This is a genomic window from Rhizorhabdus histidinilytica (assembly GCF_900167915.1).
GTDB lineage: Bacteria > Pseudomonadota > Alphaproteobacteria > Sphingomonadales > Sphingomonadaceae > Rhizorhabdus > Rhizorhabdus histidinilytica.
The window spans coordinates 39,992-65,510 of the sequence record NZ_FUYM01000014.1 but is presented as its reverse complement, the minus strand read 5'-3'; the positions used below and the strand labels follow the sequence as shown (position 1 = coordinate 65,510).

General features: G+C 66.7%; 29 protein-coding genes. 16 read left to right on the top strand and 13 right to left on the bottom strand.

Translation table 11 applies throughout. The annotated features are described in order from the left end of the window. Positions 1 to 35: 35 nt before the first annotated feature. Genes B5X82_RS22750 through B5X82_RS22740 form a run of 3 tightly spaced genes read right to left on the bottom strand, consistent with a single transcriptional unit; the run spans position 36 to position 2,604 of the window. A complete protein-coding gene (locus tag B5X82_RS22750; protein WP_079650598.1) occupies positions 36 to 821 on the bottom strand; it encodes an SDR family NAD(P)-dependent oxidoreductase in 786 nt (261 codons plus the stop codon). Positions 822 to 832: 11 nt separating this feature from the next. After that, positions 833 to 2,011: a zinc-dependent alcohol dehydrogenase gene (locus B5X82_RS22745; protein WP_079650596.1), complete on the bottom strand. Its 1,179-nt coding sequence runs from the start codon at positions 2,009 to 2,011 to the stop codon at positions 833 to 835. Beyond that, complete coding sequence (locus tag B5X82_RS22740) at positions 2,011 to 2,604, bottom strand: SRPBCC family protein (protein WP_079650594.1); 594 nt, start codon at positions 2,602 to 2,604, stop codon at positions 2,011 to 2,013. Before B5X82_RS22740 ends, B5X82_RS22745 begins: the two co-directional genes overlap by 1 nt. A 245-nt stretch (positions 2,605 to 2,849) precedes the next feature. On the opposite strand from B5X82_RS22740, the gene B5X82_RS22735 reads away from it, so the two are divergent. Continuing rightward, positions 2,850 to 3,302: a PA2169 family four-helix-bundle protein gene (locus B5X82_RS22735; protein WP_176152681.1), complete on the top strand. Its 453-nt coding sequence runs from the start codon at positions 2,850 to 2,852 to the stop codon at positions 3,300 to 3,302. Positions 3,303 to 3,341: 39 nt separating this feature from the next. Here the strand turns inward: B5X82_RS22735 and B5X82_RS22730 are convergent, their stop codons facing one another. The 4 genes from B5X82_RS22730 to B5X82_RS22715 all read right to left on the bottom strand — a co-directional run bounded on the left by B5X82_RS22730 (position 3,342) and on the right by B5X82_RS22715 (position 5,462). Next, entirely contained in the window at positions 3,342 to 4,043 is a 702-nt protein-coding gene (locus B5X82_RS22730; RefSeq protein ID WP_079650590.1) for an HWE histidine kinase domain-containing protein, read from the bottom strand. After that, entirely contained in the window at positions 4,040 to 4,792 is a 753-nt protein-coding gene (locus tag B5X82_RS22725; protein WP_209046729.1) for a Crp/Fnr family transcriptional regulator, read from the bottom strand. The genes B5X82_RS22730 and B5X82_RS22725 overlap by 4 nt, the downstream gene beginning before the upstream one ends. A gap of 146 nt (positions 4,793 to 4,938) precedes the next feature. After that, positions 4,939 to 5,124, bottom strand: coding sequence for a hypothetical protein (locus tag B5X82_RS22720; protein ID WP_079650587.1), 186 nt, complete (start codon positions 5,122 to 5,124; stop codon positions 4,939 to 4,941). After that, positions 5,121 to 5,462, bottom strand: a complete 342-nt coding sequence (locus tag B5X82_RS22715) for a hypothetical protein (RefSeq protein WP_079650585.1) — start codon at positions 5,460 to 5,462, stop codon at positions 5,121 to 5,123. Before B5X82_RS22715 ends, B5X82_RS22720 begins: the two co-directional genes overlap by 4 nt. 218 nt (positions 5,463 to 5,680) lie before the next feature. Here B5X82_RS22715 and B5X82_RS22710 point away from each other — a divergent pair, with 218 nt between their 5' ends. The 7 genes from B5X82_RS22710 (at position 5,681) to B5X82_RS22680 (ending at position 11,862) form a co-directional block, all read left to right on the top strand. Next, positions 5,681 to 5,893: a hypothetical protein gene (locus B5X82_RS22710; RefSeq protein ID WP_079650583.1), complete on the top strand. Its 213-nt coding sequence runs from the start codon at positions 5,681 to 5,683 to the stop codon at positions 5,891 to 5,893. A 13-nt stretch (positions 5,894 to 5,906) separates the two neighbouring features. Beyond that, positions 5,907 to 7,103, top strand: coding sequence for a glycoside hydrolase family 130 protein (locus B5X82_RS22705; protein WP_079650582.1), 1,197 nt, complete (start codon positions 5,907 to 5,909; stop codon positions 7,101 to 7,103). A gap of 137 nt (positions 7,104 to 7,240) precedes the next feature. Continuing rightward, positions 7,241 to 7,615: a response regulator gene (locus B5X82_RS22700; RefSeq protein WP_079650580.1), complete on the top strand. Its 375-nt coding sequence runs from the start codon at positions 7,241 to 7,243 to the stop codon at positions 7,613 to 7,615. A 98-nt stretch (positions 7,616 to 7,713) separates the two neighbouring features. Continuing rightward, a complete protein-coding gene (locus tag B5X82_RS22695; protein WP_079650579.1) occupies positions 7,714 to 7,905 on the top strand; it encodes a hypothetical protein in 192 nt (63 codons plus the stop codon). Beyond that, positions 7,902 to 8,177 (top strand): hypothetical protein, encoded by a 276-nt coding sequence (locus B5X82_RS22690; RefSeq protein ID WP_079650577.1) that lies wholly within the window; start codon positions 7,902 to 7,904, stop codon positions 8,175 to 8,177. Before B5X82_RS22695 ends, B5X82_RS22690 begins: the two co-directional genes overlap by 4 nt. A 91-nt stretch (positions 8,178 to 8,268) precedes the next feature. Continuing rightward, positions 8,269 to 10,521 carry a hypothetical protein gene (locus tag B5X82_RS22685; protein ID WP_176152680.1) on the top strand — a complete coding sequence of 751 codons (2,253 nt, stop codon included), beginning with the start codon at positions 8,269 to 8,271 and terminating at the stop codon, positions 10,519 to 10,521. A 39-nt stretch (positions 10,522 to 10,560) separates the two neighbouring features. Beyond that, complete coding sequence (locus tag B5X82_RS22680; protein ID WP_079650576.1) at positions 10,561 to 11,862, top strand: NRAMP family divalent metal transporter; 1,302 nt, start codon at positions 10,561 to 10,563, stop codon at positions 11,860 to 11,862. Here the strand turns inward: B5X82_RS22680 and B5X82_RS22675 are convergent. Together B5X82_RS22675 and B5X82_RS22670 are read right to left on the bottom strand one after the other, a co-directional pair. Then, on the bottom strand, positions 11,834 to 12,856 hold the full coding sequence (locus B5X82_RS22675) for a Gfo/Idh/MocA family protein (protein WP_079650574.1): 1,023 nt from the start codon (positions 12,854 to 12,856) through the stop codon (positions 11,834 to 11,836). The genes B5X82_RS22680 and B5X82_RS22675 overlap by 29 nt on opposite strands. Beyond that, a complete protein-coding gene (locus B5X82_RS22670) occupies positions 12,853 to 13,824 on the bottom strand; it encodes an MDR/zinc-dependent alcohol dehydrogenase-like family protein (RefSeq protein WP_223811291.1) in 972 nt (323 codons plus the stop codon). The genes B5X82_RS22675 and B5X82_RS22670 overlap by 4 nt, the downstream gene beginning before the upstream one ends. A 76-nt stretch (positions 13,825 to 13,900) precedes the next feature. On the opposite strand from B5X82_RS22670, the gene B5X82_RS22665 reads away from it, so the two are divergent. Further along, positions 13,901 to 14,179 (top strand): SWIB/MDM2 domain-containing protein, encoded by a 279-nt coding sequence (locus B5X82_RS22665; RefSeq protein ID WP_079650571.1) that lies wholly within the window; start codon positions 13,901 to 13,903, stop codon positions 14,177 to 14,179. On the opposite strand, the gene B5X82_RS22660 is transcribed toward B5X82_RS22665, so the two are convergent. The 4 genes from B5X82_RS22660 to B5X82_RS22645 are packed head-to-tail and all read right to left on the bottom strand — an operon-like array spanning position 14,163 to position 17,584. After that, positions 14,163 to 15,287, bottom strand: a complete 1,125-nt coding sequence (locus tag B5X82_RS22660) for an inositol-3-phosphate synthase (RefSeq protein WP_079650569.1) — start codon at positions 15,285 to 15,287, stop codon at positions 14,163 to 14,165. The genes B5X82_RS22665 and B5X82_RS22660 overlap by 17 nt on opposite strands. A gap of 10 nt (positions 15,288 to 15,297) precedes the next feature. Continuing rightward, positions 15,298 to 16,218 carry a glycosyl hydrolase gene (locus B5X82_RS22655; RefSeq protein WP_079650568.1) on the bottom strand — a complete coding sequence of 307 codons (921 nt, stop codon included), beginning with the start codon at positions 16,216 to 16,218 and terminating at the stop codon, positions 15,298 to 15,300. Next, entirely contained in the window at positions 16,215 to 16,997 is a 783-nt protein-coding gene (locus B5X82_RS22650) for a TIGR04290 family methyltransferase (RefSeq protein WP_079650566.1), read from the bottom strand. The genes B5X82_RS22655 and B5X82_RS22650 overlap by 4 nt, the downstream gene beginning before the upstream one ends. Continuing rightward, positions 16,994 to 17,584, bottom strand: a complete 591-nt coding sequence (locus B5X82_RS22645; protein ID WP_079650564.1) for a histidine phosphatase family protein — start codon at positions 17,582 to 17,584, stop codon at positions 16,994 to 16,996. The genes B5X82_RS22650 and B5X82_RS22645 overlap by 4 nt, the downstream gene beginning before the upstream one ends. 298 nt (positions 17,585 to 17,882) lie before the next feature. On the opposite strand from B5X82_RS22645, the gene B5X82_RS22640 reads away from it, so the two are divergent. The 7 genes from B5X82_RS22640 to B5X82_RS22610 are packed head-to-tail and all read left to right on the top strand — an operon-like array spanning position 17,883 to position 25,493. Beyond that, positions 17,883 to 18,989, top strand: a complete 1,107-nt coding sequence (locus tag B5X82_RS22640; RefSeq protein WP_079650563.1) for an NAD-dependent epimerase/dehydratase family protein — start codon at positions 17,883 to 17,885, stop codon at positions 18,987 to 18,989. Then, complete coding sequence (locus tag B5X82_RS22635; RefSeq protein ID WP_079650561.1) at positions 18,986 to 20,047, top strand: NAD-dependent epimerase/dehydratase family protein; 1,062 nt, start codon at positions 18,986 to 18,988, stop codon at positions 20,045 to 20,047. Before B5X82_RS22640 ends, B5X82_RS22635 begins: the two co-directional genes overlap by 4 nt. After that, positions 20,044 to 21,159 (top strand): glycosyltransferase family 4 protein, encoded by a 1,116-nt coding sequence (locus tag B5X82_RS22630; RefSeq protein WP_079650559.1) that lies wholly within the window; start codon positions 20,044 to 20,046, stop codon positions 21,157 to 21,159. Before B5X82_RS22635 ends, B5X82_RS22630 begins: the two co-directional genes overlap by 4 nt. Further along, the gene (locus B5X82_RS22625; RefSeq protein WP_079650558.1) at positions 21,156 to 22,271 is read left to right on the top strand and encodes a CgeB family protein; all 1,116 of its coding nucleotides are present in this window, start codon (positions 21,156 to 21,158) and stop codon (positions 22,269 to 22,271) included. The genes B5X82_RS22630 and B5X82_RS22625 overlap by 4 nt, the downstream gene beginning before the upstream one ends. Next, positions 22,268 to 23,356, top strand: coding sequence for a CgeB family protein (locus B5X82_RS22620; protein WP_079650556.1), 1,089 nt, complete (start codon positions 22,268 to 22,270; stop codon positions 23,354 to 23,356). The genes B5X82_RS22625 and B5X82_RS22620 overlap by 4 nt, the downstream gene beginning before the upstream one ends. Then, complete coding sequence (locus B5X82_RS22615) at positions 23,353 to 24,471, top strand: CgeB family protein (protein ID WP_079650555.1); 1,119 nt, start codon at positions 23,353 to 23,355, stop codon at positions 24,469 to 24,471. Before B5X82_RS22620 ends, B5X82_RS22615 begins: the two co-directional genes overlap by 4 nt. Beyond that, complete coding sequence (locus B5X82_RS22610; protein ID WP_079650553.1) at positions 24,468 to 25,493, top strand: UDP-glucuronic acid decarboxylase family protein; 1,026 nt, start codon at positions 24,468 to 24,470, stop codon at positions 25,491 to 25,493. Before B5X82_RS22615 ends, B5X82_RS22610 begins: the two co-directional genes overlap by 4 nt. Positions 25,494 to 25,519 lie beyond the last annotated feature (26 nt).

Below are 25,519 nucleotides of genomic sequence, written 5' to 3'. Positions count from 1 at the left end.
GACGGTCGGATCATGGCCCCGCAAGGCTATCGACATCAGGCGTCCCTGGCCATGCCCGGCTCGGCCATCGAGCGATGCATCTCGGCCAGGGCGGAGGCCGGGGTGACGTTGGCCAGGGTCTTCTGGATCTTGTTCTTCCAGCCCGACACGATGTGGGCCTCCCCCTTCATCATCGCATCCCAGCCATCGCGCGCAACCTTGGCGGGATCGTCCTTGTCCTGCTGTCCGACCTTGGTGTCCATCAGCTCAGCCCGTTCGAAGAACTCGGTCTCGGTCGGACCCGGCATCAGCGTGGTGAGACTGACGCCCTTGCAGTGCTTGATCTCGTTACGCAGCGCATCGGTGAAATTGTCGATGAAGGCCTTGGTGCCGTTGTACACCGCGTTGAAGCTGCCCGGCATGTAGCCGGCGATCGACCCCGTCACGAGGATTCGGCCCGCGTCGCGCGCAACCATGGCGGACAGCACCTTCTGGAGCAGATAGACGGTGCCGGTGATGTTGGTGTCGACCACGCGCCGCCAGTCGTCCAGCCGCTGATCGACGAAGGCATGGCCCAGGCCCCGCCCGGCATTGGCGCAGAGGATGTCGACCTGACGCCCGTCTGCCGCCTGGAGCAGCCTGTCGACGCCCTCGATCGTCGCGAGGTCTGTCTGGACCGAGGTCACATCGACGCCCTGGCGGCGGAAAGCGGCGGCGGCGGCTTCGATCTGCGGCTCGTCGGCGGCCACCAGCAGGTCATGGCCCTGCGCCGCAGCGATCAGGGCGAGTTCGAAGCCGATCCCGCTCGAGGCGCCTGTGACGATCGCGAAACTGCCTGCCATCTCGTCTCTCCTCAATGCATGCCGGGCTTGAGCACGACCTTGGTCACCTCGTCCTGATCGTCATGGAACATCCGGTAGCCGTCGGGCGCCCGTTCCAGCGGCAGCCTATGGCTGATCAGGAAGGTCGTATCGATCTTGCCCTCCATCACGGCGCTGAGCAGCCCGGGCATATAATGCTGCACATGGGTCTGTCCGGTCTTGAGGGTCAGGCCCTTCTCCATCAGCGCGCCGAGCGGGAATTTGTCGACCATGCCGCCATAGACCGCCGGCATCGAGACGCGGCCGCCCTTGCGGCAGGCGACAATCGCCTGGCGGATGGCATGGGTGCGATCGGTGCCGAGGAAGGTCGACGCCTTGATCTGGTCGATCACATTGTCGACGAAGAAGCCGTGCGCTTCCAGACCGACCGCGTCGATCACCGCGTCGGGACCGATCCCGCCTGTCATCTCCATCAGAGCCTCATAGGTTCTGGTCTCCTCGAAATTGATCGTCTCGGCGCCGAACCGCCGCGCCAGCTCCAGCCGGCGGGGAAAATGGTCGATCGCGATCACCCGTTCTGCCCCCATCAGCATCGCCGACTGGACCGCGAACAGACCGACCGGGCCGCAGCCCCATATCGCCACCGTGTCACCGGGTTCGATCTGCGCGTTCTCCGCCGCCATCCAGCCGGTCGGCAGGATATCGGACAGGAACAGCACCTCGTCGTCGTCGATCCCGTCGGGGACGACGATCGGGCCGACGTCGGAGAAGGGCACGCGGACATATTCGGCCTGCCCGCCCGCATAGCCGCCGGTCATGTGGCTGTAGCCGAACAGGCCCGACATCGGCTGTCCGTACAGCTCCATCGCGATGTCCTGGTTGTCGGCCGGGTTGCCGTTGTCGCAGGCCGAATATTGGTGCTTCGAGCAATGGAAGCAGCCGCCGCAGGCGATGGTGAAGGGCACGACGACACGCTGCCCCTTTTCCAAAGTCGAGCCGGAACCGGTCTCGACCACTTCGCCCATGAACTCATGGCCGAGGATGTCACCCTTCCGCATCGTCGGGATATAACCGTCATAGAGGTGAAGGTCGGACCCGCAGATCGCGGTGGAGGTGACCCGAATGATCGCATCGCGCGGGTTGAGGATTTCGGGATCGTCGACGGTCTCGACGCGGACATCATGCTTGCCGTGCCAGGTCAGCGCGCGCATCAGGCCTCCTCCTCGAACTGCTTGCGGGTGCGGGCGGCGGTCGCGATCTCGCCGGTTTCCATGAGCTGCTTGAAACGGCGAAGGTCGCGACGCGCCTGAATGGCGGGTTCCCTCTGGAAAATCTTGGCGATCAGCTTTCCGACCGCCCCGGCGGGAGGGTCGTAGACGATCGTTGCCGTGACCTGGGTGCCGCGCCCACCGGGCGCATCGCGGAAATCGATGCGCCCGCTGTTGGGCACGTCGGCCCCTTCGGTCGATGCCCAGGCGATCGTCTCGCCCTCACGCTCCTCCGTGATGACCGAGTCCCATTCGACGGTGCGGCCGGCCGGCGCCTTCACCACCCAGTGCGAGCGCTTCTCGTCGATCCTGTCGACCCGTTCGACATTGTCCATGAAGGTCGGCAGCGTCGCGAAGTCGCGCCAATAGGCATAGACCTCTGCCCGCGGCCGGTTGATCGTCACGGTCCGCCCGGTCAGTGAATCGCCTTTGGGTTCGACCGCGCCTCCCGCGACCTCGTCCAAGGCATCGTCGCGCTGCTTCGAGGTCGCGGGAGGCGCGTCGTCTCCCCTGTCCTGACGATGATGGTCGTTCACGGCATCCTCCAGTCCGGCTAACCGACGCTGAACCCGGAACCGGACGAGGCGTTCCGGTCGTTGCGAGGATGAAGTCCTTTAATATTAATATCTTGACCTATGTTAACAAGCCCTTCGACGATGTCCGGGCAACCTTTCTCGGACCGTCTCGAAACCACACCGGGCCGTCACCACCAGGCCGATATGAATGCAGCGAAGCGATGGCAGTCCCGGTTGTCGAGGCTCCGCACAAAAGGAGCAGACTCATGGCCAGCGACGACGATGTTTCGACCCTCAACACCCTGATCAAGACGACCATCGACAGCATTCGCGGCTTCGAGGATGCCATCGAGGACGACGAGAGCGGCAAGTTCGCCGACATCTTCCGCGACTTCGCCAGCGATCGCCGACGGGTCGTGTCGCTGCTGCAGGATGAGGTTCGCCGCCGGGGTGGCACGCCGGAGGACGAAGGCAGCTTCGCCGCCGCCGCGCATCGGACCTTCATGGACCTGCGACAGGTGTTCACCACCCAGAACGACCGCGCGGTCATCGAGGAGGTCGAACGAGGCGAGGACTATCTCAAGGAAAAATACGAAACCGCACTGGCCGATACGGACCTGTCGCCCGACAGCAGATCGGTGATCCAGCAGGCCTATCAGTCGGTTCGCGAGGGCCATGACCGGGCCAGCGCCCTGAAGCACAGCTACGCCGCCGATTGACAGATCGTCCGGGCAGGCCCCGTTCGCCGGGGCCTGCCGTCAGGCGAGACAGGACGCGGGAAGCCTTATGCTGCAGACCAGGCCCTTTTCCGACAGGTCGATCTGCGTCGATCCCGCCAGCTCATAGGCGACCGCCTCTTCGAGCACCTGCGAGCCGAAGCCCCGTTTCGGCTGGCGGGACAGGGCGCCGGGCGCAACCCTGTTTTCGGCCCATTGGATCCACAGATCGGACGCCGGTCCCTCGGCCTGGCGCCGCCAGGTTATGTGCAACTGACCTTCGGCCGCCAACGCGCCGAAGGTCAGCGAGTTGACGACGAGTTCGTGGAAAGCGAGGCCGAGGAGCCCCGCCGGCTTGTCGCGGAGACGAATTGCCTCCCCTTCGATCGTCGCCTGTCCGTCGAGCCGCACGCCGAAGCTGACCAGTTCGTCGGCGACGAGCGATCCCAGGTCCACGCCGCGTCCCGGATGGCGCGAGATCGCCGATTGGACGCGTGCGAAGGCGCCGATCCGCCCGTCCATATATTGCCGATATTCCTCGATCGATCGAGCGCTTGCCACCGATCGTCGGGCGATCGAACGCACCACCGACAGGATGTTTCGCATCGAGTGCCGCGCCTCCTGGCGAACCTCCTGAAGATCCTGCTCGAGGCGGCGTATACGTTCGGAATCCTCGGCATGCCGGGTTTCGGCGCTGCGCAACGCCTCACGCAGCGCGGCAATCTCGGTGTTGCTGTCCGTCATCCGCTCTCGGCCACCTGCCTCGCCCCCATAGTGGCGCTGGAGGAAGCGGCCGCCAAGCGAAGATGCAGATAAGTGGGAGAAAAAAGAACCGCCTGCTGGAGGGCGGCGATATCGGGAATGTCGAGCACGCGCTCCTTGAGGATGATCAGCCCCTCGGACCGCATCTCCTGCAGCGTCCGGTTGACGTGGACGGGCGTGAGCCCCGTCGCCTCCGCCATCTCGATCTGGGTTATCGGCAGATCGTAGCGCCTCCCCTGGGTCAGACCGACCGCGCGCAGGCGGAAGAACAGTTCGCAGAAGAGATTGCCGATCCGTTCGAATGCGCTGCGGGACAGGTTGAGCGTCCATTCCCGCTGGATCGAGAGCGATGTCAGCATATGCCACCAGAAGGCCTGCGCCAGGCGCGGCCGGTCAGCCATCAGCTGCGCGACGCGATCATGCTGTATCTCGACATATTGGACCGGCGTGAGCGCGCCGATGCTGTGGTCCAGCTCGGAAAGGACATAGTTGTTGAGGTCGCACAGGTCGCCGGGAAGCAGGAAGGCCAGGATTTGCCGGCGTCCATCCTCCAGCGTTCGGTACCGGCAGGCCCATCCCGACAGGAAGAGACGCAGGACATGAGTAGGTTCGCCCTCACGGACGATATCGGTCCGCGCTGCGCTCCGCCGGACGCGTTCGCTGGTCAGCCGCGCCAGCAGCGCATGCTCGTCCGGATCGAGCGATACGAAATTGTCCAGTCGCTTTGCCAAAATGCCGTCGATCGCCATGAGGATGAAAACCTAAGCCAATGCCGGGCGGCGCATATATACATGGGTTATTCCACGGGTCGCCACTCCAGCTGTCGACGGCTGGAAACGATTCGTCTTGATCGGAAGAGTTTCTGGGAGTGATCCGGCTACAGCTGCTCATTCGGCTCGAACCGATCTTCCTTGGGCAGAGCGCTGTCTCCGCTCGGCACGGGGCGTTTCCTGCCTGGCTCGGGCCTACCATCGAGGCGCACGGGTTCGTCGTCGCGATGGTGCGGCCGCCCGGGAACGAGCCCCGGCTTCTGCGCGCGCATGCGGGGATCGTCCTCGCTCATGGCCTCCCTCCCCCGTTCGACCGCTGGGGCGAGCCAGGGGTCGGGGGCGGCACGTCGTCACCACCTTCGGCCGGGGCCTGCCCCGCCGGATCGCTGGGGATATCCGTCGGACGACTGTCGCGACGATCGGCCTGGGGATAGTCGTCGGGCTCGACCATTCCGACCGTGCCGCGATCTTCGACATCCTCCTGAGGCTGTCCTCCCCGCGTCCGCGGATCGGGCCCATCGAAGTCCGGCCGGGCGTCGCCCGCCGGTCCGCGGCGCGGCATCTCCTCGGTCCGCCGCGCGTCGGGGCCGTTCCCGTCCGCGCCGGTGCCGCCGTTGCTGGTCTGGCTCATCGCATCCTCTCCGTGAAGCCACATGCTTGATGGGCGACGAACGAGCGGAAGTGGGGAGCCGTTCCGCCAGGCGGGCCCCACCCTCCCAAAAATATAAATTAGATCAGTATCTTAACATATATCAGTAAATGCACCGCAGAGGATCGGCAACCCGGCGGCGAAACGACGGGAACGCGGCATGGGTGCACTGGTTGTGGCAGCTTTGAAAGGAGGCCGTCATGACGCAGTCCCGTCCGAACATCTCGACCGAGCATCAACCCAAGGGTTCGGGCCGCCATCCGAGCGACACGCTCGACCGGCCGGTCGACACGCTCGACGTCACCCAAGGCCGCGGCGGCCGGCAGGAGCCTGGGCCGCACAAGCTCGACAGCGCCACCGCCAGGATCGACGACAAGGGCCGCCCCCACCCCGATGCCGACGCCGACATCTGATCGAGTCCCAGTGATGAGCCGCTACCATGTCGACCGCCTGATCCTGCGACCGGACGATATCGATCCGGCGCGATCGCCGCTGGCCGGGCATCTGGATGCCGAGACCTACATATTGGGTGCGTTCAATCCGGGCCTGACGCGCCTTCCCAACGGCAATCTGCTGGCGATGGTCCGGATCGCCGAAGCGCTGCGCGATCCCATCCGCGACGGCAAGGTGCATGCGATCCGCTGGGAAGCGGACGACCTGCCGGCCGGCAAGGTCGCACCGCGCGGCGGGGGGCGCTACCGGCTCGACGCCTGGCCGCTCGATCTCGTCGACACGGCGGACCCCCGCAAATTCCTGCTACGCGGCGGCGGCTGGCGAATCATGGCGCTGACCTCGTTGTCGTGGCTGCTGCCGGTCGAGCTGTCTCCCGACGCCCTTGAGGTGGTGGCGATGCATTATGATCGTGCGATCGCGCCGCAGGGGAGCTTCCAATGCTATGGGGTGGAGGACGCCCGCATCAGCCGTGTCTCCGGCAAATGGCTCATGACGACCTGCTCGGTGAGTCCCGAGCGTCATTCGACCACGCTCTATACGTCCGACAACGGCCTGGACTGGAGCTTCGCCGACATCGTCCTCGATCACCAGAACAAGGACATGCTGATCTTCGAAGGCCTGATCGACGGGCATTACTGGGCGCAGACCCGCCCCCTGGGCGACCTGTACTTCGCCTATCCGCCAGGCAGCGAATGGCGTGCCGGCCCGTCGATAAACCTGGCGACCTCCCCCGATGCGCGCCATTGGAAGCCGTACCCGGCGCCCGGTCTCCGCCCGCATGCGGCGACCATCGCCACCGCCCGCATGGGCGGCGGGACGCCGCCGATCCTCACCGACGCGGGATGGCTGACGCTGTGGCATGGGGTCGAGCCCAAGGAGATCGTCGGCATCTACCGGACCTATTGGTCGCTGCTCGATCGGCGCGACCCTTCCCGGGTGCTCCACACCGAGCATGCTCCCCTCCTCGAAGCCGATGCCGAGCTCACCCGGCCGATCGAGCACCAGCTCTACGTCCGCGACGTGGTGTTCACGACCGGCATCGCCGACGGAGACGAGCAGGCGAGCGCCCCCGGCCATTACATCGTTGCCTCGGGCGAGGCCGACCTCGCCTGTCGGATAACGCACATCCCCAAGGCCCACTTCCGGGACGTCTCCGCCTCCAGCCCATAATCCCTGCCAGTACCAGACGCCGCAAAGCTTCGAACCGGGCCATTCTCGCGCCGTGTCGAGGATCCGATCCCCGAACACGAACGTTGTCGATTGTTCGTGGGGTGGCGTCGCGACTTGTCCCTTGGAAGGACGTGCCCATGCCCCCGCCATCGCTGCGCGATTGCGCCATATTGGTCGCCGAAGACGAGTATTTCCTTGCCGAGGACCTCCGCTCGGAACTTGTCGACGCGGGGGCGATCATCGTCGGCCCCGTCGCCTCGCTCGCCGCAGGCTTCGCCGCGAGCGAGGGGGCAGGACGGATCGACGGCGCACTGCTGGACGTCGACCTGAACGGTGAAGCGGTGTTCCCGCTGGCCGACGCACTGGAGGGACGCCAGGTGCCGTTCCTGTTCACCACCGGTTATGATGCGACGGCGATACCCGGCCGCTTCGATCATGTCGTCCGCTGCGAAAAACCGTTCGACGTGGACGGCGTAATCCGGGCACTGAGCCGCGCGATCTTCTTTGAGTAACCTATGTTAAGATATTGAAAAATATCTTCTAATTTTTCTTAAGCCAATGAACTTCCCCCGAGCTTCGTCGTTCGTGCCGCATCTTTGGAGGATGCGTCATGGCGACCCTGACAGGCTTTGAGATCGTACGTCGCGGCCACGACTATCTGATCCATTTCAACATCGACGACGGCCAGACGGTCGAGATCAAATCGACCTTCGAGCAGCTCGACCTGATCGCCGAGGAGATCGACCGCCAGCTCGATCGCGACGAGGAGACCGCGCTCGCCGCCGGGGACGACACGCCGTGATCCCGCGCCGCTACGTGATCGGATGCGCCGTCCTGCTGCTGGCGGCTTGCGGGCACTCCGCCGCGGACAACGCCGCCGACCAGCTCGAAAATGCGGCCGAGCAGAGCGATCCCGCCGCCGCTTCGGTGCTCGACAACGCCGCGGAGTCGATCCGCGATCGTGAGCCGGTATCGGCGGGTGCCGAAGCCCAGAACGCGCTTCAGGCGGCGGGCAACGCGCAGGCGCAGACGCCGACCGGCAACCAACAGGCAAGGCCCCGCCAGCACCCATGATCGACGATCCCGCACCCTTCCCCACCCTGCGGCGGGCCGCCCGGCGGTCCGCCGATTTTTTGGCGCCCGACGAACGAATCGGAGAGACAGGATGAAGGCCGACGCACCGGGCAGCGCGGTCGAGGCGCGGCGGCTGGAACCGGGCGCGAGCCCCTATCTGCTGACGCTTCGAAAGGAACTGGCCGAACGATCGCTCCGACGTCTCGCCGTCTTTCAACTCGGCGATCTCGACGTAGAAGTCGCGCAAGGCACGGATTCGGTCTGGGCGTTGATCCGCCGCCCCGATCGTGGCGGCGTCGCACTCAGGGCCGCCTATGCGCCGCAGGGAACCGCCCGTGCCCTCAGGCCCGGCAAGGACGAGGCCGCGCGGATCGAGGTGCGCAGCCCCATCGGCGTCCACGCGATCAGCTTCCGGATCGGCGATACCGACCTGCACCGGCTTCGCGTGACGGTGGACCTGACCCCGTCCGCTCCCCTCCTTGTCCCCTTCCTGCCGCGCGACCTCTATCCGCTCGACGACAAGGACGATCCGGCCGGTGCGAAGGGACATGTCGAAGCCGCGCAACGCGGCCTCAACACGGGCCTGCTTTACCTGGTCATGGACGAGCCGGGCTTCGGCAACCTGCTCTACTTCCAGAACCTGACCGCGATGAACCGCTATTATGCCGCGACGCATACCGCGCCCGACGGCGCCGTGGGCGGCGAATGGCCCGAACTCGGCTATCTGCCGCCATCACCGCCGCAAAGCGGCACGCCGCCGGTCAACCCGTTGCCCGCCGGCGAGACGGTTACCATCTCGGACGCGATCCTGATCGTCCGCGACTGTCCCGCCAAGAATGAGCGGGACATCGCCCGGCTGTTCCTGCAGCAGCTCAGTTCAGCCTATGCGCTGATCGACAAGCCGGAGACCGAGTTCCGCGACTGGGCCGGCCGCGCGGAACGTACCCTCGTTGACCTGATGAACTCGCCCAAGGCGACCGTCCGCCATTATGGGCATCTCTATGTCCATCCCTACACCGATAGCGAATATCCGGACATCATGGTGCAGCTGGCGCTGATCGCGGCGCTGCACGACTATGCGAAATGGCTCGGCAAGCCGGTCGCGATGGAGACCGAGCTCAAGAAGGGGCTGGGCCGGTTCCACGACGCCAAGCTGGGAACGCTGCGCCGCTACCTGCCCAACGTCGGCAAGGACAAGGACCCCGATGCGGTCGACAGTTGGTATCTCTATCACCCGCTGCTCAACCTCGGCCGGCTGGCGCTGGACGGCGACGCCGAGGCCCGCAGCCTGCTGCTGGGGTCGATCGACTATGCGATCAAGGCGGCGCGGCATTTCGACTATCGCTGGCCGATCCAGTTCAAGATCGACGACTTCTCGATCATCACCGCGACCGCCAACGACGATCGAGGTCAGACCGACGTCGGCGGCCTCTATGCCTATGTGATGCTCCAATGCTTCGAGCTGACCGACGACAAGCGCTACCTCGACGAAGCGCGCGCGGCGATCGAGGTCGCGAAGGGCATGCGCTTCAACCTCAACTACCAGGCCAACCTCACCGCCTGGGGAGCCGCCGCCTGCCTCAGACTGTGGCGGATCACCGCCGCGAGCGAGCATCTGGAACAGAGCTACGTCTATCTCGCCAGCTTCTTCCACAATTGCGAGATCTGGAAATCGGAGATCGGCGCGGCGCGGCACTATTCCAACTTCCTTGGCGCCACCTGCCTGCAGGACGCGCCGTACATGGCCATGTACGAATGCTATGACAGCTTCTCGGCGTTCGAACGCTATCTGCGCGATGGCGGCCCCGACATCGAGCCCGCGGTGCGGACGCTGGTCAGCGAATATTGCCGCTATGCGCTGGACCGCGCCTGGTATTATTATCCCGACGCGCTGCCGCGGAAGATCCTGGCGGCGCAAATCCGCAACGGCCATATCGACCGGTCGCTATCCTTCCCGCTCGAGGACCTCTACCCCGACGGCCAGCCGGCCGGCCAGGTGGGACAGGAAGTCTATGGCGCGGGTGCGGCCTTCACGTTCGCCACCCGATCGCAATATTGGGTTGAGGGCGCGCCGTTCCGCCTCTTCTGCGATCATTTCATCCGCCAGATGGAGCGCACCGCCGAGCATGTCCTGTCGATCCAGGTGGAAGGCGCGGACGGCTATGAGGTCGACCTGTCGATCCTGCGCCTTCCCCGCCGCCGCATGCCGGCCGTCAAGCTCTCCTCGATCGACGGCGACGAGGTCCGGCCCATCGGCCGGTCAGATCGGCGGATCGACTATCGGGTCCCCGCGCGCGGCCAGTTCGTGCTGCGGTGGAAGCCAGCCAAGGGCCGCGGATCGTAAGGCGCGCTGCCGAGAAGGAACCAGACCGAAAGGGCCCGCATGCTGCGTCGCTCCTCTCCGGCTTCCGGAAACACGGATGCGCCGGCCGGCCGTCGGGAAGGGTTCGGCCGGGCGCTCGGCCTCGGCCTGATCACCGGGGCCGCCGACGACGATCCGTCGGCGATCGGCACCTATGCGAGCGCCGGCGCCAAGATCGGCAACCCGATCTTGTGGATGGCGCCGGCGACCATGCCGATGATGTTCGCCGTGGTCTATCTGACCGCGAAGCTGTCGATGGTCTCCGGACGCGGCCTGTTCGACGCGATCCGTCACTTCTATCCCCGCTGGCTCCTCTACCCTCTCCTCAGCGGAGCGCTGATCGCCAATACGGTAGAGGCCGGCGCCGACCTCGGCGGCATGGCGGCCGCGTTGGGCATCTATCTTCCGTTCGATCCCCGCTGGCTCGTTCCGCCGATCGCCGCCGTCATCCTGGCGCTCCAGATCCTCGGTTCCTACGTCGCGATCCGCAACGTCTTCCGCTGGCTGGCGCTCGCGCTGCTCGCCTATGTCGGCGCCGCGATCCTGGCGCGGCCCGACTGGCCCGAGGTGCTCCGGGCCACCGTCGTGCCGACCATCCGCCTCGACCGGGAGTTCATAACGCTGGTCGTCGCGATCATCGGTACGACCTTGTCGGCCTATCTCTACAGTTGGCAGTCGAACGAGGAGGTGGAGGAGGAGATCGCGCTGGGCCGTACCACGGTTCAACAGCGCAAGGGGGCGAGCCGTGCCGAACTCCACGAAAGCCGGCGCGACATCTGGATCGGCATGATCTTCTCCAACATCGTTATGTACTTCATCATCCTGTCGACCGCCGCGACGCTGCACCAGGCGGGACAGACCGAGATCGCGAGCGCGGCCGATGCCGCCGATGCGCTGCGGCCGCTGGCGGGCGACGCCGCCGGCGCGCTGTTCGTGCTGGGGGTCGTGGGGGTGGGCTTTCTGGCGGTGCCGGTGATGACCACGGGTGCCGCCTATGACGTCGCCCAGACGCTCGGCTGGAAAGCGAGCCTCCATGCCCGGCCGCGCGAGGCGAAGGGCTTCTACGGCCTGATCATCCTGTTCACAGCGCTCGGCGTCGGCGTCAACTTCCTCGGCTTCGATCCGATGGACGCGCTCGTGTGGGCCGGCGTGGTGCAGGGCTTCACGACACCGGCGCTGCTGGCCCTGATCCTGCTGATGACCAACAGCAGGCGGATCATGGGAGAACGGATCAACGGGATCGCACTCAACCTGCTCGGGGGGCTGACCCTGCTCGTATCGACCGGCGCCGGTCTTACGCTGCTGTATCTATGGCTGATCTGATGGATGGCGCTGCGGCTTCGTAGATGCGATCCATCAGCAGCGCGACGTCGGCATGGCGATCGGCCTCGGCGTCGTAGCCTCGCCGGGCCAGCCCCTTCATCCAGGCGACCGCCGCGCGGCCGCCCCAGTCGTCGGGCGGCGCGGCGAGCGGCTCGACCGCGGTACCGCGAAAGCGGCTGGCGGCGAAGTCGTGGAAGGAGCCGTCCACATTGCGCATCGCCGCACCGCCACCGGTCCCGTAGAATTCCGCGGCGATCACCGCATCCTGCCCTGCCGGAAGGCGCCACGAACAGGCGAGCCGAACGACCGCGCCGCCAGCCAGAACCAGCTCGGCTAGCGCATAATCCTCCACCCCGGACGATCGGTCGGGCAAGGGCCGGCCTGCCGCCATTACATGCCCCGACACCGATCGAACGGCGGGGAAGTCGAGCGCCCACAGCGCCAGGTCGAGGAGATGGACGCCGAGGTCCATCAGACAGCCCCCGCCCGACTGCGCCGGATCGTAGAACCACGGCTTGTCGGGCCCATAGGCATTGTGGAAGACGAGATCGACGCCGTAGACCGAGCCTAGCTCACCGGCGTCGAGCAACGCCTTGATCGCCTGCATGGCCGCTGTGAAGCGATAGGACAGATCGACACCGATGCACCGGTCCGCCCGCCGCGCGGCGGCCAGCACCGCCTCCACCTCCCGGGCATCCCGACCGAGCGGTTTCTGGCAGAACACCGGCACACCCCGATCCAGTGCCGCGATCGCCTGCCGCGCGTGCAGCGCGCTCGGCGTTGCGATCACCACCCCGTCGGGCTGCCGATCGAGCAGGGCATCGAGATCGCCGCAGGGCACGGCATCGGGGGCCAGCCGCAGCGCCCCAGCGAGATTGTCGGGCGATGGATCGGCTATCGCGATCGCCTCTGCCCCGGCCGCGAGCAGCTTCTCCATCCGGTGCCGTCCGATCCATCCGACGCCCAGGAAGGCGAGCCTGACGGCGCGGCTCATGCGAGCCGCACCCAGGCCTTGAGGAAGCCGTCGGGCCGATCGCGGGTCGCATCGAGCGCGTCGCCCAACTCGTCGAGGCCATAGCTGTGGGTGTAGAGCGGCGAAGGATCGAGCCGTCCGTCTGCGACGGCATCGACCGCGTCACGGATGCCCGCCGCATAGACGGCCGGATCGCGCTCATGCGCGTTGATCACGTCGATCCCGCGCCAGTTCCAGAGCCACATGTTCACCTGCCGTGGCCCATCCTGATGGTAGCCAGCGACCACGAGCCTGCCCCGCTCGCCGGTCAGCTCCGCCGACAGGTCGAGCGCCTCCTGCTTGCCCACCGCCTCGATCACCCGCGCGCAGAGCCGATCCCCGGTCCGTTCGGCGACGCGCGCGACGACGGCGGCGCGGTCGTCGAGGACGATCGTCTCGGCCGCCCCGAAGCGCCGCGCGACCTCCAGCGAAAAGGGCCGGCGCGAGATGGCGATGACACGCGCACCCGCATCGGTGGCGAGCCGCGTCAGGATCGCACCGAGGAAACCGATGCCGACAATCGCGACATCCTGCCCGGCCCGGATATCGGCACGGCGGAAGATGTTCATCGCACAGCCGAGCGGCTCGCCCGGAAACGGCCGGCCGGCGAGCGACGACGGCAGCGGGACGCAGGCCGCCTCGTCGGCGATGTCGAACTCGGCATAGCTTCGATAGGAGAGGGCCGCGACGCGCTGGCCGACGAGCAGGCTCGACACCCCCTCCCCCAGCGCATCGACGGTCCCCCAGCCCTCATGGCCGAGCGCGCCGGGTTCGGTCGGGAACGCCATCCATTCGGGGCCGGCCCAGGGACCGAGATTGGAGGCGCAGACCCCGCAACCTTCGAGCCGGATGCGGACCTGTCCGGGGCCCGGATCGGGGATGGCAACCCGATCGATCCGGGTCTTTCCGGGGCCGGTCAGGACGACTGCCGCCATGCTGGTTCGCTTCATCCTATCCTCGCTCGGCATCGGGAGCCGGCCGACCGGCGGAGCGTTTCCGCCGGGTCCAGCAAATGGGAGACATGTCATGGCGACGAACCGGAAGACGGGCGCGAAGACGGACGGGCTGCATCGCGCGGTGCAGCCGTCGGCGGAGTTGGGAGCGATCGTCGGCGACAAGCCGACGACGCGCGCGGATGTGGTCAGCCGGATATGGAGCTACATCAAGAAGAACGACCTTCAGGACGCGAAGGATCGCCGCACGATCAAGGCCGACGACAAGCTGTCGAAGATCTTCGGCAAGAAGGAAGCCTCGATGTTCGAGATGAACAAGCATCTGGCGCGCCACCTCAAGCCTGCGGGCTGACGGCATCGCCGCCGACGAAGCGGCCCAGCGCGGCATGGGCCGCTTCGTCGGACATCTGCAACGGCGGATGCTTGCAGAAGAAGGCCGAGGCGGAGTCGATCGGCCCGCCGATCCCGCGATCGAGGGCCAGCTTCGCGCAGCGGATCATGTCGATCGCCACACCGGCGGAATTGGGGCTGTCCTCCACCGAGAGACGCATCTCCAGGTTCATCGGCACGCCCCCGAACAATTGCCCTTCCATCCGCAGGAAGCAGACCTTGTTGTCGTTCTGCCAGGCGACATAGTCCGACGGCCCGACATGGATATCCTCGTCGGCGAGCCGCTGCTCGGCCACGGCCTGGACCGCTTCCGTCTTCGATATCTTCTTCGAGGTGAGCCGCTGCCGGTTAGACATGTTGAGGAAGTCGGTGTTGCCGCCGGTGTTGAGCTGGTAGGTGCGGTCGAGCTTCACCCCGCGCCGTGCGAACAGGTCGGTGAGCACGCGGTGGACGATGGTCGCGCCCATCTGCGCCTTGATGTCGTCGCCGATGACCGGCACGCCCGCCGCAGCGAAGCGCCGGGCCCAGGCGGGCTCGCTGGCGATGAACACGGGGATGGCGTTGACGAAGGCGACCCCGGCCTCCAGCGCGCATTCGACGTAGAACTCGGTCGCGGCCTGCGATCCGACCGGCAGATAGTTGATCAGGACGTCGGTCCCGGTCTCGCGCAGCCGCCGAACGACCGTGCCCTTGTCGGGCTGCGCCGCATCCGCGGGCAGGAAGGTGCGGTCGACGGGCTGGTCGCCCATATGCTCGGCGACTCCGTCGAGGACCGCTCCCATCTCGACCACGGCGCCCGTCGGCTCGAGATCGGCGAAGAAGATGGTCGTGCAATTGGGCCGGGCGAAGATCGCATCGGCGACGTCGCGCCCGACCTTGCGCGCGTCGATGTCCCAGGCTGCGACGATCCGGATGTCGGAGGGCCGATAGCCGCCGATGTCCCATTGGCGCAGGCCGGCGGGGTCGTTGCGGCCATCGGCATAATAGCCGAGCCCCTGCACGAGCGAGCTGGCGCAGTTGCCGACGCCGACGATGGCCAGGTTGATGGGCTGCGATGGGGGTGCGAGCATCGATCCTCTCCTAGGCGCCCATGGCGCGGGGCAGAGCCGGCCGGGCCGGCGCATAACGGTCGATCATCTCGGCGCAGAAGTCGGCGAAGGCGGTCGGATCGGCCGGCGCGCTGGTATGGTGCGGAACCATGCCGAGATGTTCGGGGGTGAAGCAGAAGGTGACGGTGACGTCGAACTCGGCGAGCGCTTCCATCTGCCGGTCGAACCAGTCGAGCGCGCCCGGCCGGAAATAATCGGCCCAGGACAGGCCGGTCCGCAATTGCCGGACGCCGAGGCTGCGCATCCAGCGCACCGCCTCGTCCAGACGGTGGTCCTCGAAATGGAACCACTGCATCAGGCCCATGCGGGAGGCGACCCGCGCATAATCCTCCAACGCGGGCTTCGGGCTGCCGTCCTCGCGAATGAGGCCCATGTAGAAGTGGCGATAATAGCTCGATCCCTCGGCCTCGCGGTGGCGCGTCGTCGCTCCCCAGCTCTGCGGAAGATCGAACAGGCTGTACCAGAAGATGCGCGGCACCCGGTCGATCAGCAGCTCGGCAGTGCGGTTGAGGCCGAAGACCTGCACCTCCTCCGCGCCGAACGAGCCGACACCGACCTCGGTCACCCACACCGGCTTGTCGGTCACCGCCTCGATCTCGGCGATCTTGTCGGGCCAGGCGTGGATCGGCCACAGATTCCAGTCGAGCGGGAAGCCGTGCACCGCGACGACCTCGACATGGTCGAGCGCCCCGTGCGCTTCGACCTGCCTCAGCCAGAAGGGGTCGATCGGAGACATGCCGCCCAGCACGCGCGGCAGTCCGGGATTGACCGCGGCGATCGCGCTTCCCGCCAGCCGGACGCATTCGCCGTAGCGGGCCCAGTCGGGGTCGATCTCCAGATCCCAGTGCGACTTGTTGTTGGGCTCGTTCCAGATCATCGCGGCTTCGATCATGTGTCGGCCTTTCGTGCAGGATAGACCGCGCCGAGCCCCGGGCCCCAGCCCTGATAGGGAATGTCGGCGACGCGGCAGAGATAGACCTCGTCGACGGGACCGGCCTCGATAGCGAACCCCGCACTGCGCAGCATCGCCTCGGTCGCAGCGCGGTTGGGTATCCACCAGTTGGTCCAGTCATGGGCGAACTGGTGCTCGACGAAGTGCAGCTTCGGATAGCCGGGCCGGCCGAAGTCGTCGGGATCGTCGAATTCATAGTCCGGCTTCACCGGCGCGACGCGGCGCGAGCCGCGCGTCAGCGACTGGAACAGCAGGAGATCGCCGGCGACGTGCTCGCGGATCAGGTCGAGCGCGAGCAGCGGATGGCGCAGATGATAGAAGACACCCATGAAGATGACGAGGTCGAAGCGCCGGCCGAGCAAGGCGACATCGTAGACAGACAGCCGGCGGAACTCGACGTCGGCATAGCCCAGCGCTTCCGCGACGAACCGCGCCTGGGCAAGATAATGGTCGTCGGAATCGACGCCGAGCACATAGTCCGCGCCACGCCGCTTCATCTCCATCGAGTAGAAGCCGGCATTGCACCCGATGTCGAGCACCGACATGCCGCGCAGGTCCTTTGGCAGCGCCCTGGCGAAGCGCCGGAATTTCGCGCCCGGATAGTCGCCCAGGAAATGGTCAGGCGCGGTCCAGACCCCGTGGATGTCGATGTTATGGAACCAGGGGCCGAGCGCCTCGATATCGGCACGCAGCTCCCGCGGAGACGGCAGACGGTTCATCGCGGCACCTCGTTGAGCTGAAGGACCCGCGCACATCGGTCGTCGAGGAACAGGCTGCTGAGCGATCCGGGTTCGATCTCGAACTCGAGCATCCGGTCGAAGCCCAGTCCCGCATAGAAGGCGACCGCGCCGCGGATGATGTCGCAATGGCTGACGCACAGCACGTGGCTGCATCCCTTCGCCGCCAGCCGGTCGAGATGCCGGACAATCCGACCGGTCGCGGCGGCCATCGTCTCGCCACCCGGCGGACGAGCCAGCGCACGCCGGCTGTTCCACCGGCGCCAGCGCCGGTCGGCATCGAGCGCGGCGAAGGAACGGCCCGTCCAGGCGCCGAAGTCGATCTCGTCGAGATCGTCGACGACGATCGGCTCCAGCCCGAAGGCCTTCGCCACTATCTCCGCTGTCTGACGCGCACGCGGACGCGGGCTGCTATGGATCGCGGTCAGGCCCAGCGAAGCGCAATGGGCGGCCAGCCTCGCCGCCTGGTCCAGACCCGCAGACGACAGGCCGATGCCGGACCGGCCCGAAAGAATCCGACCGACTTCGTCATGGGTGCCATGCCGGGCGAGGAAGATGGTCGCGCTCATGAGGATTGTGACGGCAGCATCAACATAGAAGCTGCAAAAGCACGAAACAGCGACTTGGTTCAGCTATTTTGAAATATATCCGATGAATGGAACATGAATGAAGCCAAGCCGAAAATACTCTTCGGAACTAGATGATGAAGAAGCTCGTCTTAATAGGCCTTATATTTGAAGGAAGGCGAGCCAAAAACATTAATCCATGTTAAAATCATTTCAAATAGCAAATATGATCTAACATAGATCAAGTAATTAACATAGATTGATGGCCCGCCCTCGGTGCGATGGAGCGAGGGAGATTCGCGTGGAAAATATTCTGATCACCGGCGGGGCCGGCTTCATCGGACGCGCCGTCGCGGCGGAGCTGCTCGACCGCGGGCATCGCGTCCGCATCCTCGACAGCCTCATCGAGCAGGTGCACGGCGCCGATGCCGTCCCGCCCACGACGGGCGTCGAATTCCTCCGTGGCGATGTCCGTGACGGGGACGCCGTGTCGCGCGCGCTGCGTGGCGTCGACAGCGTCATCCATCTCGCGGCCGAGGTCGGCGTCGGCCAATCGATGTACGAAGTGGAGCGCTATACCTCCGCCAACGACGTCGGCACCGCCGTACTGTTCGAGCGGCTGATCGACCAGCCGGTCCGCCGGGTCGTCACCGCCTCCTCCATGAGCATTTATGGCGAAGGCCTCTATCGCGACGTGGAGGGGAATGCCGTGGAGGACGCCGAGCGCCGGACGCTCCACGACGGCCAGGTCTGCTGGGACCCGCTCGATGCCGACGGACGCCCGCTGGCACCGATCGCGACCCCCGAATGGAAGCGGCCGAGCCTCGCTTCGATCTACGCGCTCAACAAATATGTCCAGGAGCGCACCACCCACATCATGAGCCGTCCCTATGGAATCGAGGGGGTCTGCCTGCGCCTGTTCAACGTCTATGGTCCGGGCCAGGCGCTTTCCAATCCCTATACCGGCGTACTCGCGATCTTCGCGTCCCGTCTGCTCAACGGCCAGCAGCCGCTGATCTTCGAGGATGGCGAGCAACGCCGCGACTTCGTCCATGTCGACGACGTGGCCCGCGCCTTCGCCGACGCGCTGTTCCTGCCCCAGGCTGCCGGCGGAACCTTCAACATCGGCTCCGGCCAGGACCGCTCCGTGACAGAGGTCGCCGTCGAACTGGCCCGCGCCATGGGCAAGAACCAGATCGAGCCGCAGATATTGGGCAAGGCGCGGATCGGCGACATCCGCCATTGCTTCTGCGACACACGGCTGGCGGACGAGAGGCTCGGCTTCCAGGCCAGTCGCGACTTCGGCGAGGGGCTGGCCGAGCTCGCGCAATGGGTCGCCGAACGAACCGCCGTCGACCGGGTCGACCATGCGCGCGCCGAACTCGAAGCGCGGGGGCTGGTGGCATGATCGATTCCCGCCCCGTCCTGATCACCGGCGGCGCCGGCTTCATCGGCTCGAACATTGCCGACAGGTTGGCCCGCGAAGGCCATGACATCGCCATCTATGATGCCCTGACCCGCCCCGGCGTCGATCGTAACCTCGACTGGCTGCAACGTCGCCACCCCGGACGCATCTACGCGATCGTCGCCGACATCCGCGAGGAGGATCGCCTCCGGATGGCCGTCGCAGAAAGCAAGGCTGTGTTCCACATGGCGGCGCAGGTCGCGGTCACCACCAGCATCGAGGATCCACGCTCCGACTTCGAGACCAACGTGCTGGGCACGATCGAGCTGCTCGAAGCGCTGCGGTGCGAGGCTCCCGCCACGCCGCTCGTCTTCGCCTCGACCAACAAGGTCTATGGCGGGCTGGGCGATATCGAGCTCGTCCTGAAGGAGGAGGGCTATCGCCCCGCCGACGAGTTCGTCGCGCGCAACGGCGTGAGCGAGGAACGGCCACTCGACTTCCACACCCCCTATGGCTGCTCCAAGGGCGCGGCCGACCAATATGTGCTCGATTACGCCCGCAGCTTCGGCCTGCGTACCGCCGTGTTGCGGATGAGCTGCATCTACGGGCAACGGCAGATGGGCACCGAGGACCAGGGCTGGGTCGCCCATTTCCTGATCCGCGCGCTCGAAGGAAAGCCGATCACCATCTTCGGCGATGGGCATCAGGTCCGCGACATCCTGGACGTCTCGGACGCGGTCGAGGCCTATCTCGCCGCCTGGCACCGGATGGACGAGGTGCGGGGACGGGCGTTCAATCTCGGCGGCGGCCCGTCCAATGCAGTGAGTCTCAACGGCCTCGTCGCGCATATCGAGCGTCTGCTGGACCGTCGGGTCGCAATCGAGTTCGCCGACTGGCGGGCAGGCGACCAGCGCTATTTCGTCGCCGACACGTTGCGCGCCGACGGCGAACTCGGCCTGCCGCCCAAGCGCGATTGGCGCGAAGGCGTCGAGCGGCTGGCGCGGTGGCTGGCCGAGGAGCGCGCCGTCGCCTGGCCACGCACGCTGATGGCCGCGTCATGACCGCGGCGCCCCGGATCATGATGAGCTGCGACGCGATCGGCGGCGTTTGGCAATATTCGCTTGATCTCTGCCGCACGCTCACCGCGCAAGGATCGGTCATCGCCCTGGCGGTGCTCGGCCCTCCGCCCGGTCCGCGCCAGCGCGCGCAGGCCGAGGCGATCGATGGTCTCAGCCTGTTCGAGACCGGACATGACCTCGACTGGACCGCCGCCGATCCGCGACGGATCGAGGAAGCTGGGGAGCATCTGGCCCTGCTGGCGGCAGCCCACGACGCAGATATCGTCCACCTCAACAGCCCCGCGCTGGCCGCCGCGGCCGATTTCCCGGCGCCGGTCGTGACGGTGGCCCATAGCTGCGTCGGCACCTGGTGGGATGCGGTCCGCGGCGGCCCCCTGCCCGCCGATCTCGCCTGGCGGGACGAGCTCCATCGCGCCGGACTGGACAGGGCGGATCTGGCGATCGCGCCGAGCCGGAGCTTCGCCGCCGCGACAGCCGCGCACCATCGCCTCGCCCGCATGCCGCTGGCGATCCACAACGGACGGGTCGCCAGCGGCGCTTCCTCTCGGGCGATGCACGACTTCGCCTTCACGGCCGGCCGGCTGTGGGACGATGCCAAGAACCTGGCGACCCTCGACCGCGCCGCCGCCCGGCTCAGCGTACCGTTCCGCGCCGCCGGCCCCTGTGACGGCCCCAATGGCGAGCATATCGACTTCGCCGCCATCGCACCACTCGGCCACCTCGACGACGAGGCGGTGGCGGACCGGCTGGCGAGCCGCCCGGTCTTTGTTTCAGCCTCGCTCTACGAGCCTTTCGGCCTCGCGGTTCTCGAGGCCGCGATGGCCGGTTGCCCGTTGGTCCTGTCCGACATCCCGACCTTTCGCGAGCTGTGGGCCGATGTCGCCGTCTTCGTCGATCCGCGCGACGATTTCGGCTTCGCCGAGGCGATCGACCGGCTGATCGGCGACGCCCGGATTCGGATCGAACGTGGCGACGCCGCGCGCATCCGGGCGCGCCGCTATTGCCCCGTGGCGACGGGCACGGCGACCATGGCCGCCTATCGCCGCCTGCTCGACGGCAACACCCTTCCGGCACGAGCGAGGGCGCTGGCATGAAGATCGCCTATTTCACCCATTCACTGCTGTCCTGCTGGAACCATGGCAATGCCCATTTCCTGCGCGGCGTGCTGTCGGAGCTCCAGCGGCGCGGCCATGAGACGCTGGCGCTCGAAGCCCGCGACAATTGGAGCCTGAGCAATCTGGTCGCCGACCATGGCGTGGCGGGGCTCGACGCCATGACCGAAGCCTATCCCGAGCTCAGGACCCGCTGCTACGGCCCCGGAACCCGCGCCGCCGACCTGACCGATGGCGCCGACCTGGTGATCGTCCATGAATGGAACGATCCCGGCCTGGTCGCCGACATCGGCCGGCTGCGCAAGCGCGGCGCAGCCTTCACCCTGCTGTTCCACGACACCCATCACCGTGCGGTCAGCGACCCCAAGGCGATCCGCGCCTTCGACCTGTCCGGCTATGACGGGGTGCTCGCCTTCGGCGAGGCGCTGTCGGAGGTCTATCGCCGCTGGGGCTGGGGCGATCGGGTGTGGACGTGGCACGAGGCCGCCGATACGCGCATCTTCCACCCACCGGCTAAAGGCGAGACCGATCGCGACGGGCTGGTCTGGATCGGGAACTGGGGCGACGGCGAGCGCACCGCGGAGCTGGAGACCTATCTCTTCCGCCCGGCCCGCGAAGCGGGCCTGCCGCTCGACCTCTACGGCGTGCGCTATCCCGATCGGGCGCTCGACATGCTACGCCGCTACGGCGTCCGCTATCATGGCTGGGCGCCCAATGCGAAGGTGCCCGCGATCTTCGCCGGTGCGCTTGCGACCGTCCATGTCCCGCGCCACTATTATGCGACGCGGCTGCCCGGCATCCCGACGATCCGGATGTTCGAGGCGCTCGCCTGCGGAATCCCGCTCGCCTCGGCGCCCTGGACCGACAGCGAAGGCCTGTTCCGCACCGGCACAGACTATCTCGCGGCGCGCAGCGGTACGGAGATGAGCCGCCATCTGCGCGACATCGCGCACGATTCCGGGCTGCGCGCCAGTCTCGCCGCCCATGGGCTGGAGACGATCCGGTCCCGCCATAGCTGCGCCCATCGCGTCGGCCAGCTGCTCGACATCGTCGACGGCATCGCCGCGCCCCTGCCCGCACGGAGCATCGCATGAAGATCGCCTTCTACGGATCCAGCCTCCTCTCTTCCTATTGGAACGGCGCCGCCACCTATTATCGCGGAATATTGGGCGAATTGGCGAAGCGCGGGCACGCGATCAGCTTCTACGAGCCCGACGCCTTCGACCGGCAGCAGCATCGTGACATCGATCCGCCCGAATGGGTTCGTTCGATCGTCTATCCCGCCACCACAGAAGGTCTGCGGTCGGTGCTGGCCGAGGCGGCGGATGCCGACATCGTCGTCAAGGCCAGCGGCGTCGGCGTGTTCGACCGCGAGTTGCTCGAAGGCATCGTCGAACGGTCCCGCCCCCACGCGCTGAAGATATTCTGGGACGTCGACGCCGCCGCTACGCTGGACGAGATGAGCGGACAGCCGGACCATCCCGTGCGCCGCGCGGTCTGCGAGCTCGACCTCGTCCTGACCTATGGCGGTGGCCCGCCCGTGATCGAAGCCTATCGCCGTTGGGGCGCGCGGCGCTGCGTTCCGGTCTACAACGCGCTCGATCCCGAGACCCATCATCCGGTTCCCGCCGATCCTCGTTTCCGCGCCGATCTCGCCTTCCTCGGCAACCGCCTGCCCGATCGCGAGGAGCGTGTCGCCGAGTTCCTGTTCGAACCGGCCCGATCGCTACCGGATCGCCACTTCCTGATCGGCGGCAACGGCTGGGCAGACGCGGCGATGCCTGCCAATGTCGTCCCCGTCGGCCATGTCTACACGGCCGATCACAACGCCTTCAACTCGTCGCCCCTGGCGGTGCTCAACATCGCACGATCGAGCATGGCGCAGGTCGGCTATTCCCCTGCCACACGCGTGTTCGAGGCGGCCGGCGCCGCGGCCTGCCTGATCACCGACGCCTGGGAAGGGATCGAGCTGTTCCTGAAGCCGGGCGAGGAAGTGCTGGTCGCGCGCGACGGACGGGACGTGGCCGAGCTGCTGGCGACGCTGACCCCGGAGCAGGCGATCGAGATCGGCGCGGCCGCCCTCCGGCGGGTCCGGTCGGAGCACAGCTATGCACTGCGCGCCGTGGCGGTTGATCGCCTGTTCCGCGAGCTGGCCGAGCAGGTCGAGGTGGCGGCATGAAGCTCGTCGTCCTCGGCCTCACCCTGTCCTCCTCCTGGGGCAACGGCCATGCCACCACCTATCGCGCGCTGCTCGACGCCTTCGCGGCACGCGGCCATGATATCCTGTTCCTCGAACGCGACATGCCCTGGTATGCCGAGCAGCGCGATCTCGTCGATCCGACCTATTGCCGTCTCGCCTTCTATCGCGACACGGCCGAGCTCCGCAGATGGTCACGCGCGATCTCTGCAGCCGACGCCGTCATCGTCGGCTCCTATGTGCCCGACGGCATCCAGGTGGGCCGCTACGTCCAGGACGTCGCCGAAGGGGTGACCGCCTTCTATGACATTGACACCCCTGTGACGCTGGCGCGGCTGGAGCGCGACGACTGCAGCTATCTCTCCGCCGATCTGGTTGCGGGCTACGACGTCTACCTGTCCTTCACCGGCGGACCGATGCTGCGGCAGATCGAGCTTCGCTACGGCTCGCCGGCGACGCGGGCGCTCTACTGCTCGGTCGATCCGGACGCCTATCCGGTGCTCGATCTGCCGAAGCGCTGGGACCTCACCTATCTTGGCACCTACAGTCCCGATCGCCAGCCGATGCTCGAAAGGCTGCTGGTCGAACCAGCGCGACAACGCCCCGACCTGCGCTTCGCGGTGGCGGGCCCGCAATATCCGCCCGACATCGCCTGGCCGGCCAATGTCGAGCGGATCGACCATCTGCCGCCGGCCGAGCATGCGGCCTTCTACAATAGCTCGCGCTACACGCTGAACGTTACGCGTGCGGACATGGTCGCCGCCGGCTGGTCTCCCTCGGTACGGCTGTTCGAGGCCGCTGCGACCGCTACCCCGATCATTTCCGATGTCTGGCCCGGGATCGGCACGCTGCTGGAGCCCGACCGGGAGATCATCCTGGCCGAGCATGGCGACCGCGTCCTCCGCATTCTCGACCAGGATCGCCGGGAGATCGGCCGGGCGGCCCGCGAGCGCGTCCTTCATTCCCACAGCGCCGTGCACCGCGCGGCCGAGCTCGAGCGACATCTCGCGGAAGCGGCGAGACCGGTCAGGGCGGTTCCCCACATCCTGCCCGACGATTCCGAAAAGACCACCGACGCGAAGAGGACCATGGCATGAGCAAACGTTCCGATCAGATCACCCTGGTGGCCGGCGGGGCGGGCTTCATCGGCTCGCACCTTTGCAGAGCGCTGCTCGATCGTGGGGAGACCGTGCTGTGCCTCGACAACCTCCAGACCGCGCGACCGAGCAACCTCCGCCTCCTGGAACGGGACGAGCGTTTCGAGTTCATCGAGGCCGACATCGTCAATCCGCTGCCGCTCGACGTGCTTGAACGCACCTGGAGCATCGGCCGCGTCTACAACCTCGCCTGCGCCGCCTCGCCGCCGCAATATCAGGCCAATCCCGAGCATACGATGCTGACCAACGTCGTCGGAACCGATCATCTGCTACGGCTCGCCGAACGTGCCGACGCCCGCTTCCTGCTGACCTCGACCAGCGAGGTCTATGGCGATCCCGAGGCGCATCCGCAGCATGAGGATTATCGCGGCTGGGTGAACTGCACCGGCCCGCGCGCCTGCTATGACGAAGGCAAGCGCGCGGCCGAGGCCATGGCGTTCGACTTCGCCCGGATGGAGCGGACCGACGTCCGCGTCGCCCGGATCTTCAACACCTATGGTCCGCAGATGCACCCCGACGACGGCCGAGTGGTGTCGAACCTGATCTGCCAGGCGTTGTCGGGCAACGACATCACCATCTATGGCGACGGCACCCAGACCCGCAGCTTCTGTTATGTCTCCGACATGGTGGAGGGGCTGATCGCGCTGATGGAGAGCGAACAGGTCCAGGCCGAGCCGATCAACCTCGGCAATCCCAACGAGATCAGCGTCAACGAATTGCTGACGCATATCCTGGCGCTGACCGGCAGCGACGCCGACGTCGTCCATCGGTCGTTGCCGGTCGACGATCCGCGCCGGCGGCGCCCCGACATCAGCCGCGCGCAACGCCTGCTGGGCTGGCAACCGCGGGTATCGCTGGAGGAAGGCTTGGCGGCGACCTGCGCCTGGTTCGCCGGTGAGATCGACGGCGGGCGGGTTCCCCGCCCCACCGCACCGGATCGGGTCCGGGCATCGGTCGCCTGACGGCGACCGCGGCCCGGCCGTCCCGG

What these genes read in the sequence shown, in the direction of transcription:
- B5X82_RS22750 (WP_079650598.1), bottom strand. Translation starts at nt 821, where the DNA reads ATGGCAGGCAGTTTCGCGATCGTCACAGGCGCCTCGAGCGGGATCGGC.
- B5X82_RS22745 (WP_079650596.1), bottom strand. Translation starts at nt 2,011, where the DNA reads ATGCGCGCGCTGACCTGGCACGGCAAGCATGATGTCCGCGTCGAGACC.
- B5X82_RS22735 (WP_176152681.1), top strand. Translation starts at nt 2,850, where the DNA reads ATGGCCAGCGACGACGATGTTTCGACCCTCAACACCCTGATCAAGACG.
- B5X82_RS22730 (WP_079650590.1), bottom strand. Translation starts at nt 4,043, where the DNA reads ATGACGGACAGCAACACCGAGATTGCCGCGCTGCGTGAGGCGTTGCGC.
- B5X82_RS22720 (WP_079650587.1), bottom strand. Translation starts at nt 5,124, where the DNA reads ATGAGCGAGGACGATCCCCGCATGCGCGCGCAGAAGCCGGGGCTCGTT.
- B5X82_RS22715 (WP_079650585.1), bottom strand. Translation starts at nt 5,462, where the DNA reads ATGAGCCAGACCAGCAACGGCGGCACCGGCGCGGACGGGAACGGCCCC.
- B5X82_RS22710 (WP_079650583.1), top strand. Translation starts at nt 5,681, where the DNA reads ATGACGCAGTCCCGTCCGAACATCTCGACCGAGCATCAACCCAAGGGT.
- B5X82_RS22705 (WP_079650582.1), top strand. Translation starts at nt 5,907, where the DNA reads ATGAGCCGCTACCATGTCGACCGCCTGATCCTGCGACCGGACGATATC.
- B5X82_RS22700 (WP_079650580.1), top strand. Translation starts at nt 7,241, where the DNA reads ATGCCCCCGCCATCGCTGCGCGATTGCGCCATATTGGTCGCCGAAGAC.
- B5X82_RS22695 (WP_079650579.1), top strand. Translation starts at nt 7,714, where the DNA reads ATGGCGACCCTGACAGGCTTTGAGATCGTACGTCGCGGCCACGACTAT.
- B5X82_RS22685 (WP_176152680.1), top strand. Translation starts at nt 8,269, where the DNA reads ATGAAGGCCGACGCACCGGGCAGCGCGGTCGAGGCGCGGCGGCTGGAA.
- B5X82_RS22680 (WP_079650576.1), top strand. Translation starts at nt 10,561, where the DNA reads ATGCTGCGTCGCTCCTCTCCGGCTTCCGGAAACACGGATGCGCCGGCC.
- B5X82_RS22675 (WP_079650574.1), bottom strand. Translation starts at nt 12,856, where the DNA reads ATGAGCCGCGCCGTCAGGCTCGCCTTCCTGGGCGTCGGATGGATCGGA.
- B5X82_RS22670 (WP_223811291.1), bottom strand. Translation starts at nt 13,824, where the DNA reads ATGAAGCGAACCAGCATGGCGGCAGTCGTCCTGACCGGCCCCGGAAAG.
- B5X82_RS22665 (WP_079650571.1), top strand. Translation starts at nt 13,901, where the DNA reads ATGGCGACGAACCGGAAGACGGGCGCGAAGACGGACGGGCTGCATCGC.
- B5X82_RS22660 (WP_079650569.1), bottom strand. Translation starts at nt 15,287, where the DNA reads ATGCTCGCACCCCCATCGCAGCCCATCAACCTGGCCATCGTCGGCGTC.
- B5X82_RS22655 (WP_079650568.1), bottom strand. Translation starts at nt 16,218, where the DNA reads ATGATCGAAGCCGCGATGATCTGGAACGAGCCCAACAACAAGTCGCAC.
- B5X82_RS22650 (WP_079650566.1), bottom strand. Translation starts at nt 16,997, where the DNA reads ATGAACCGTCTGCCGTCTCCGCGGGAGCTGCGTGCCGATATCGAGGCG.
- B5X82_RS22645 (WP_079650564.1), bottom strand. Translation starts at nt 17,584, where the DNA reads ATGAGCGCGACCATCTTCCTCGCCCGGCATGGCACCCATGACGAAGTC.
- B5X82_RS22635 (WP_079650561.1), top strand. Translation starts at nt 18,986, where the DNA reads ATGATCGATTCCCGCCCCGTCCTGATCACCGGCGGCGCCGGCTTCATC.
- B5X82_RS22630 (WP_079650559.1), top strand. Translation starts at nt 20,044, where the DNA reads ATGACCGCGGCGCCCCGGATCATGATGAGCTGCGACGCGATCGGCGGC.
- B5X82_RS22625 (WP_079650558.1), top strand. Translation starts at nt 21,156, where the DNA reads ATGAAGATCGCCTATTTCACCCATTCACTGCTGTCCTGCTGGAACCAT.
- B5X82_RS22620 (WP_079650556.1), top strand. Translation starts at nt 22,268, where the DNA reads ATGAAGATCGCCTTCTACGGATCCAGCCTCCTCTCTTCCTATTGGAAC.
- B5X82_RS22615 (WP_079650555.1), top strand. Translation starts at nt 23,353, where the DNA reads ATGAAGCTCGTCGTCCTCGGCCTCACCCTGTCCTCCTCCTGGGGCAAC.
- B5X82_RS22610 (WP_079650553.1), top strand. Translation starts at nt 24,468, where the DNA reads ATGAGCAAACGTTCCGATCAGATCACCCTGGTGGCCGGCGGGGCGGGC.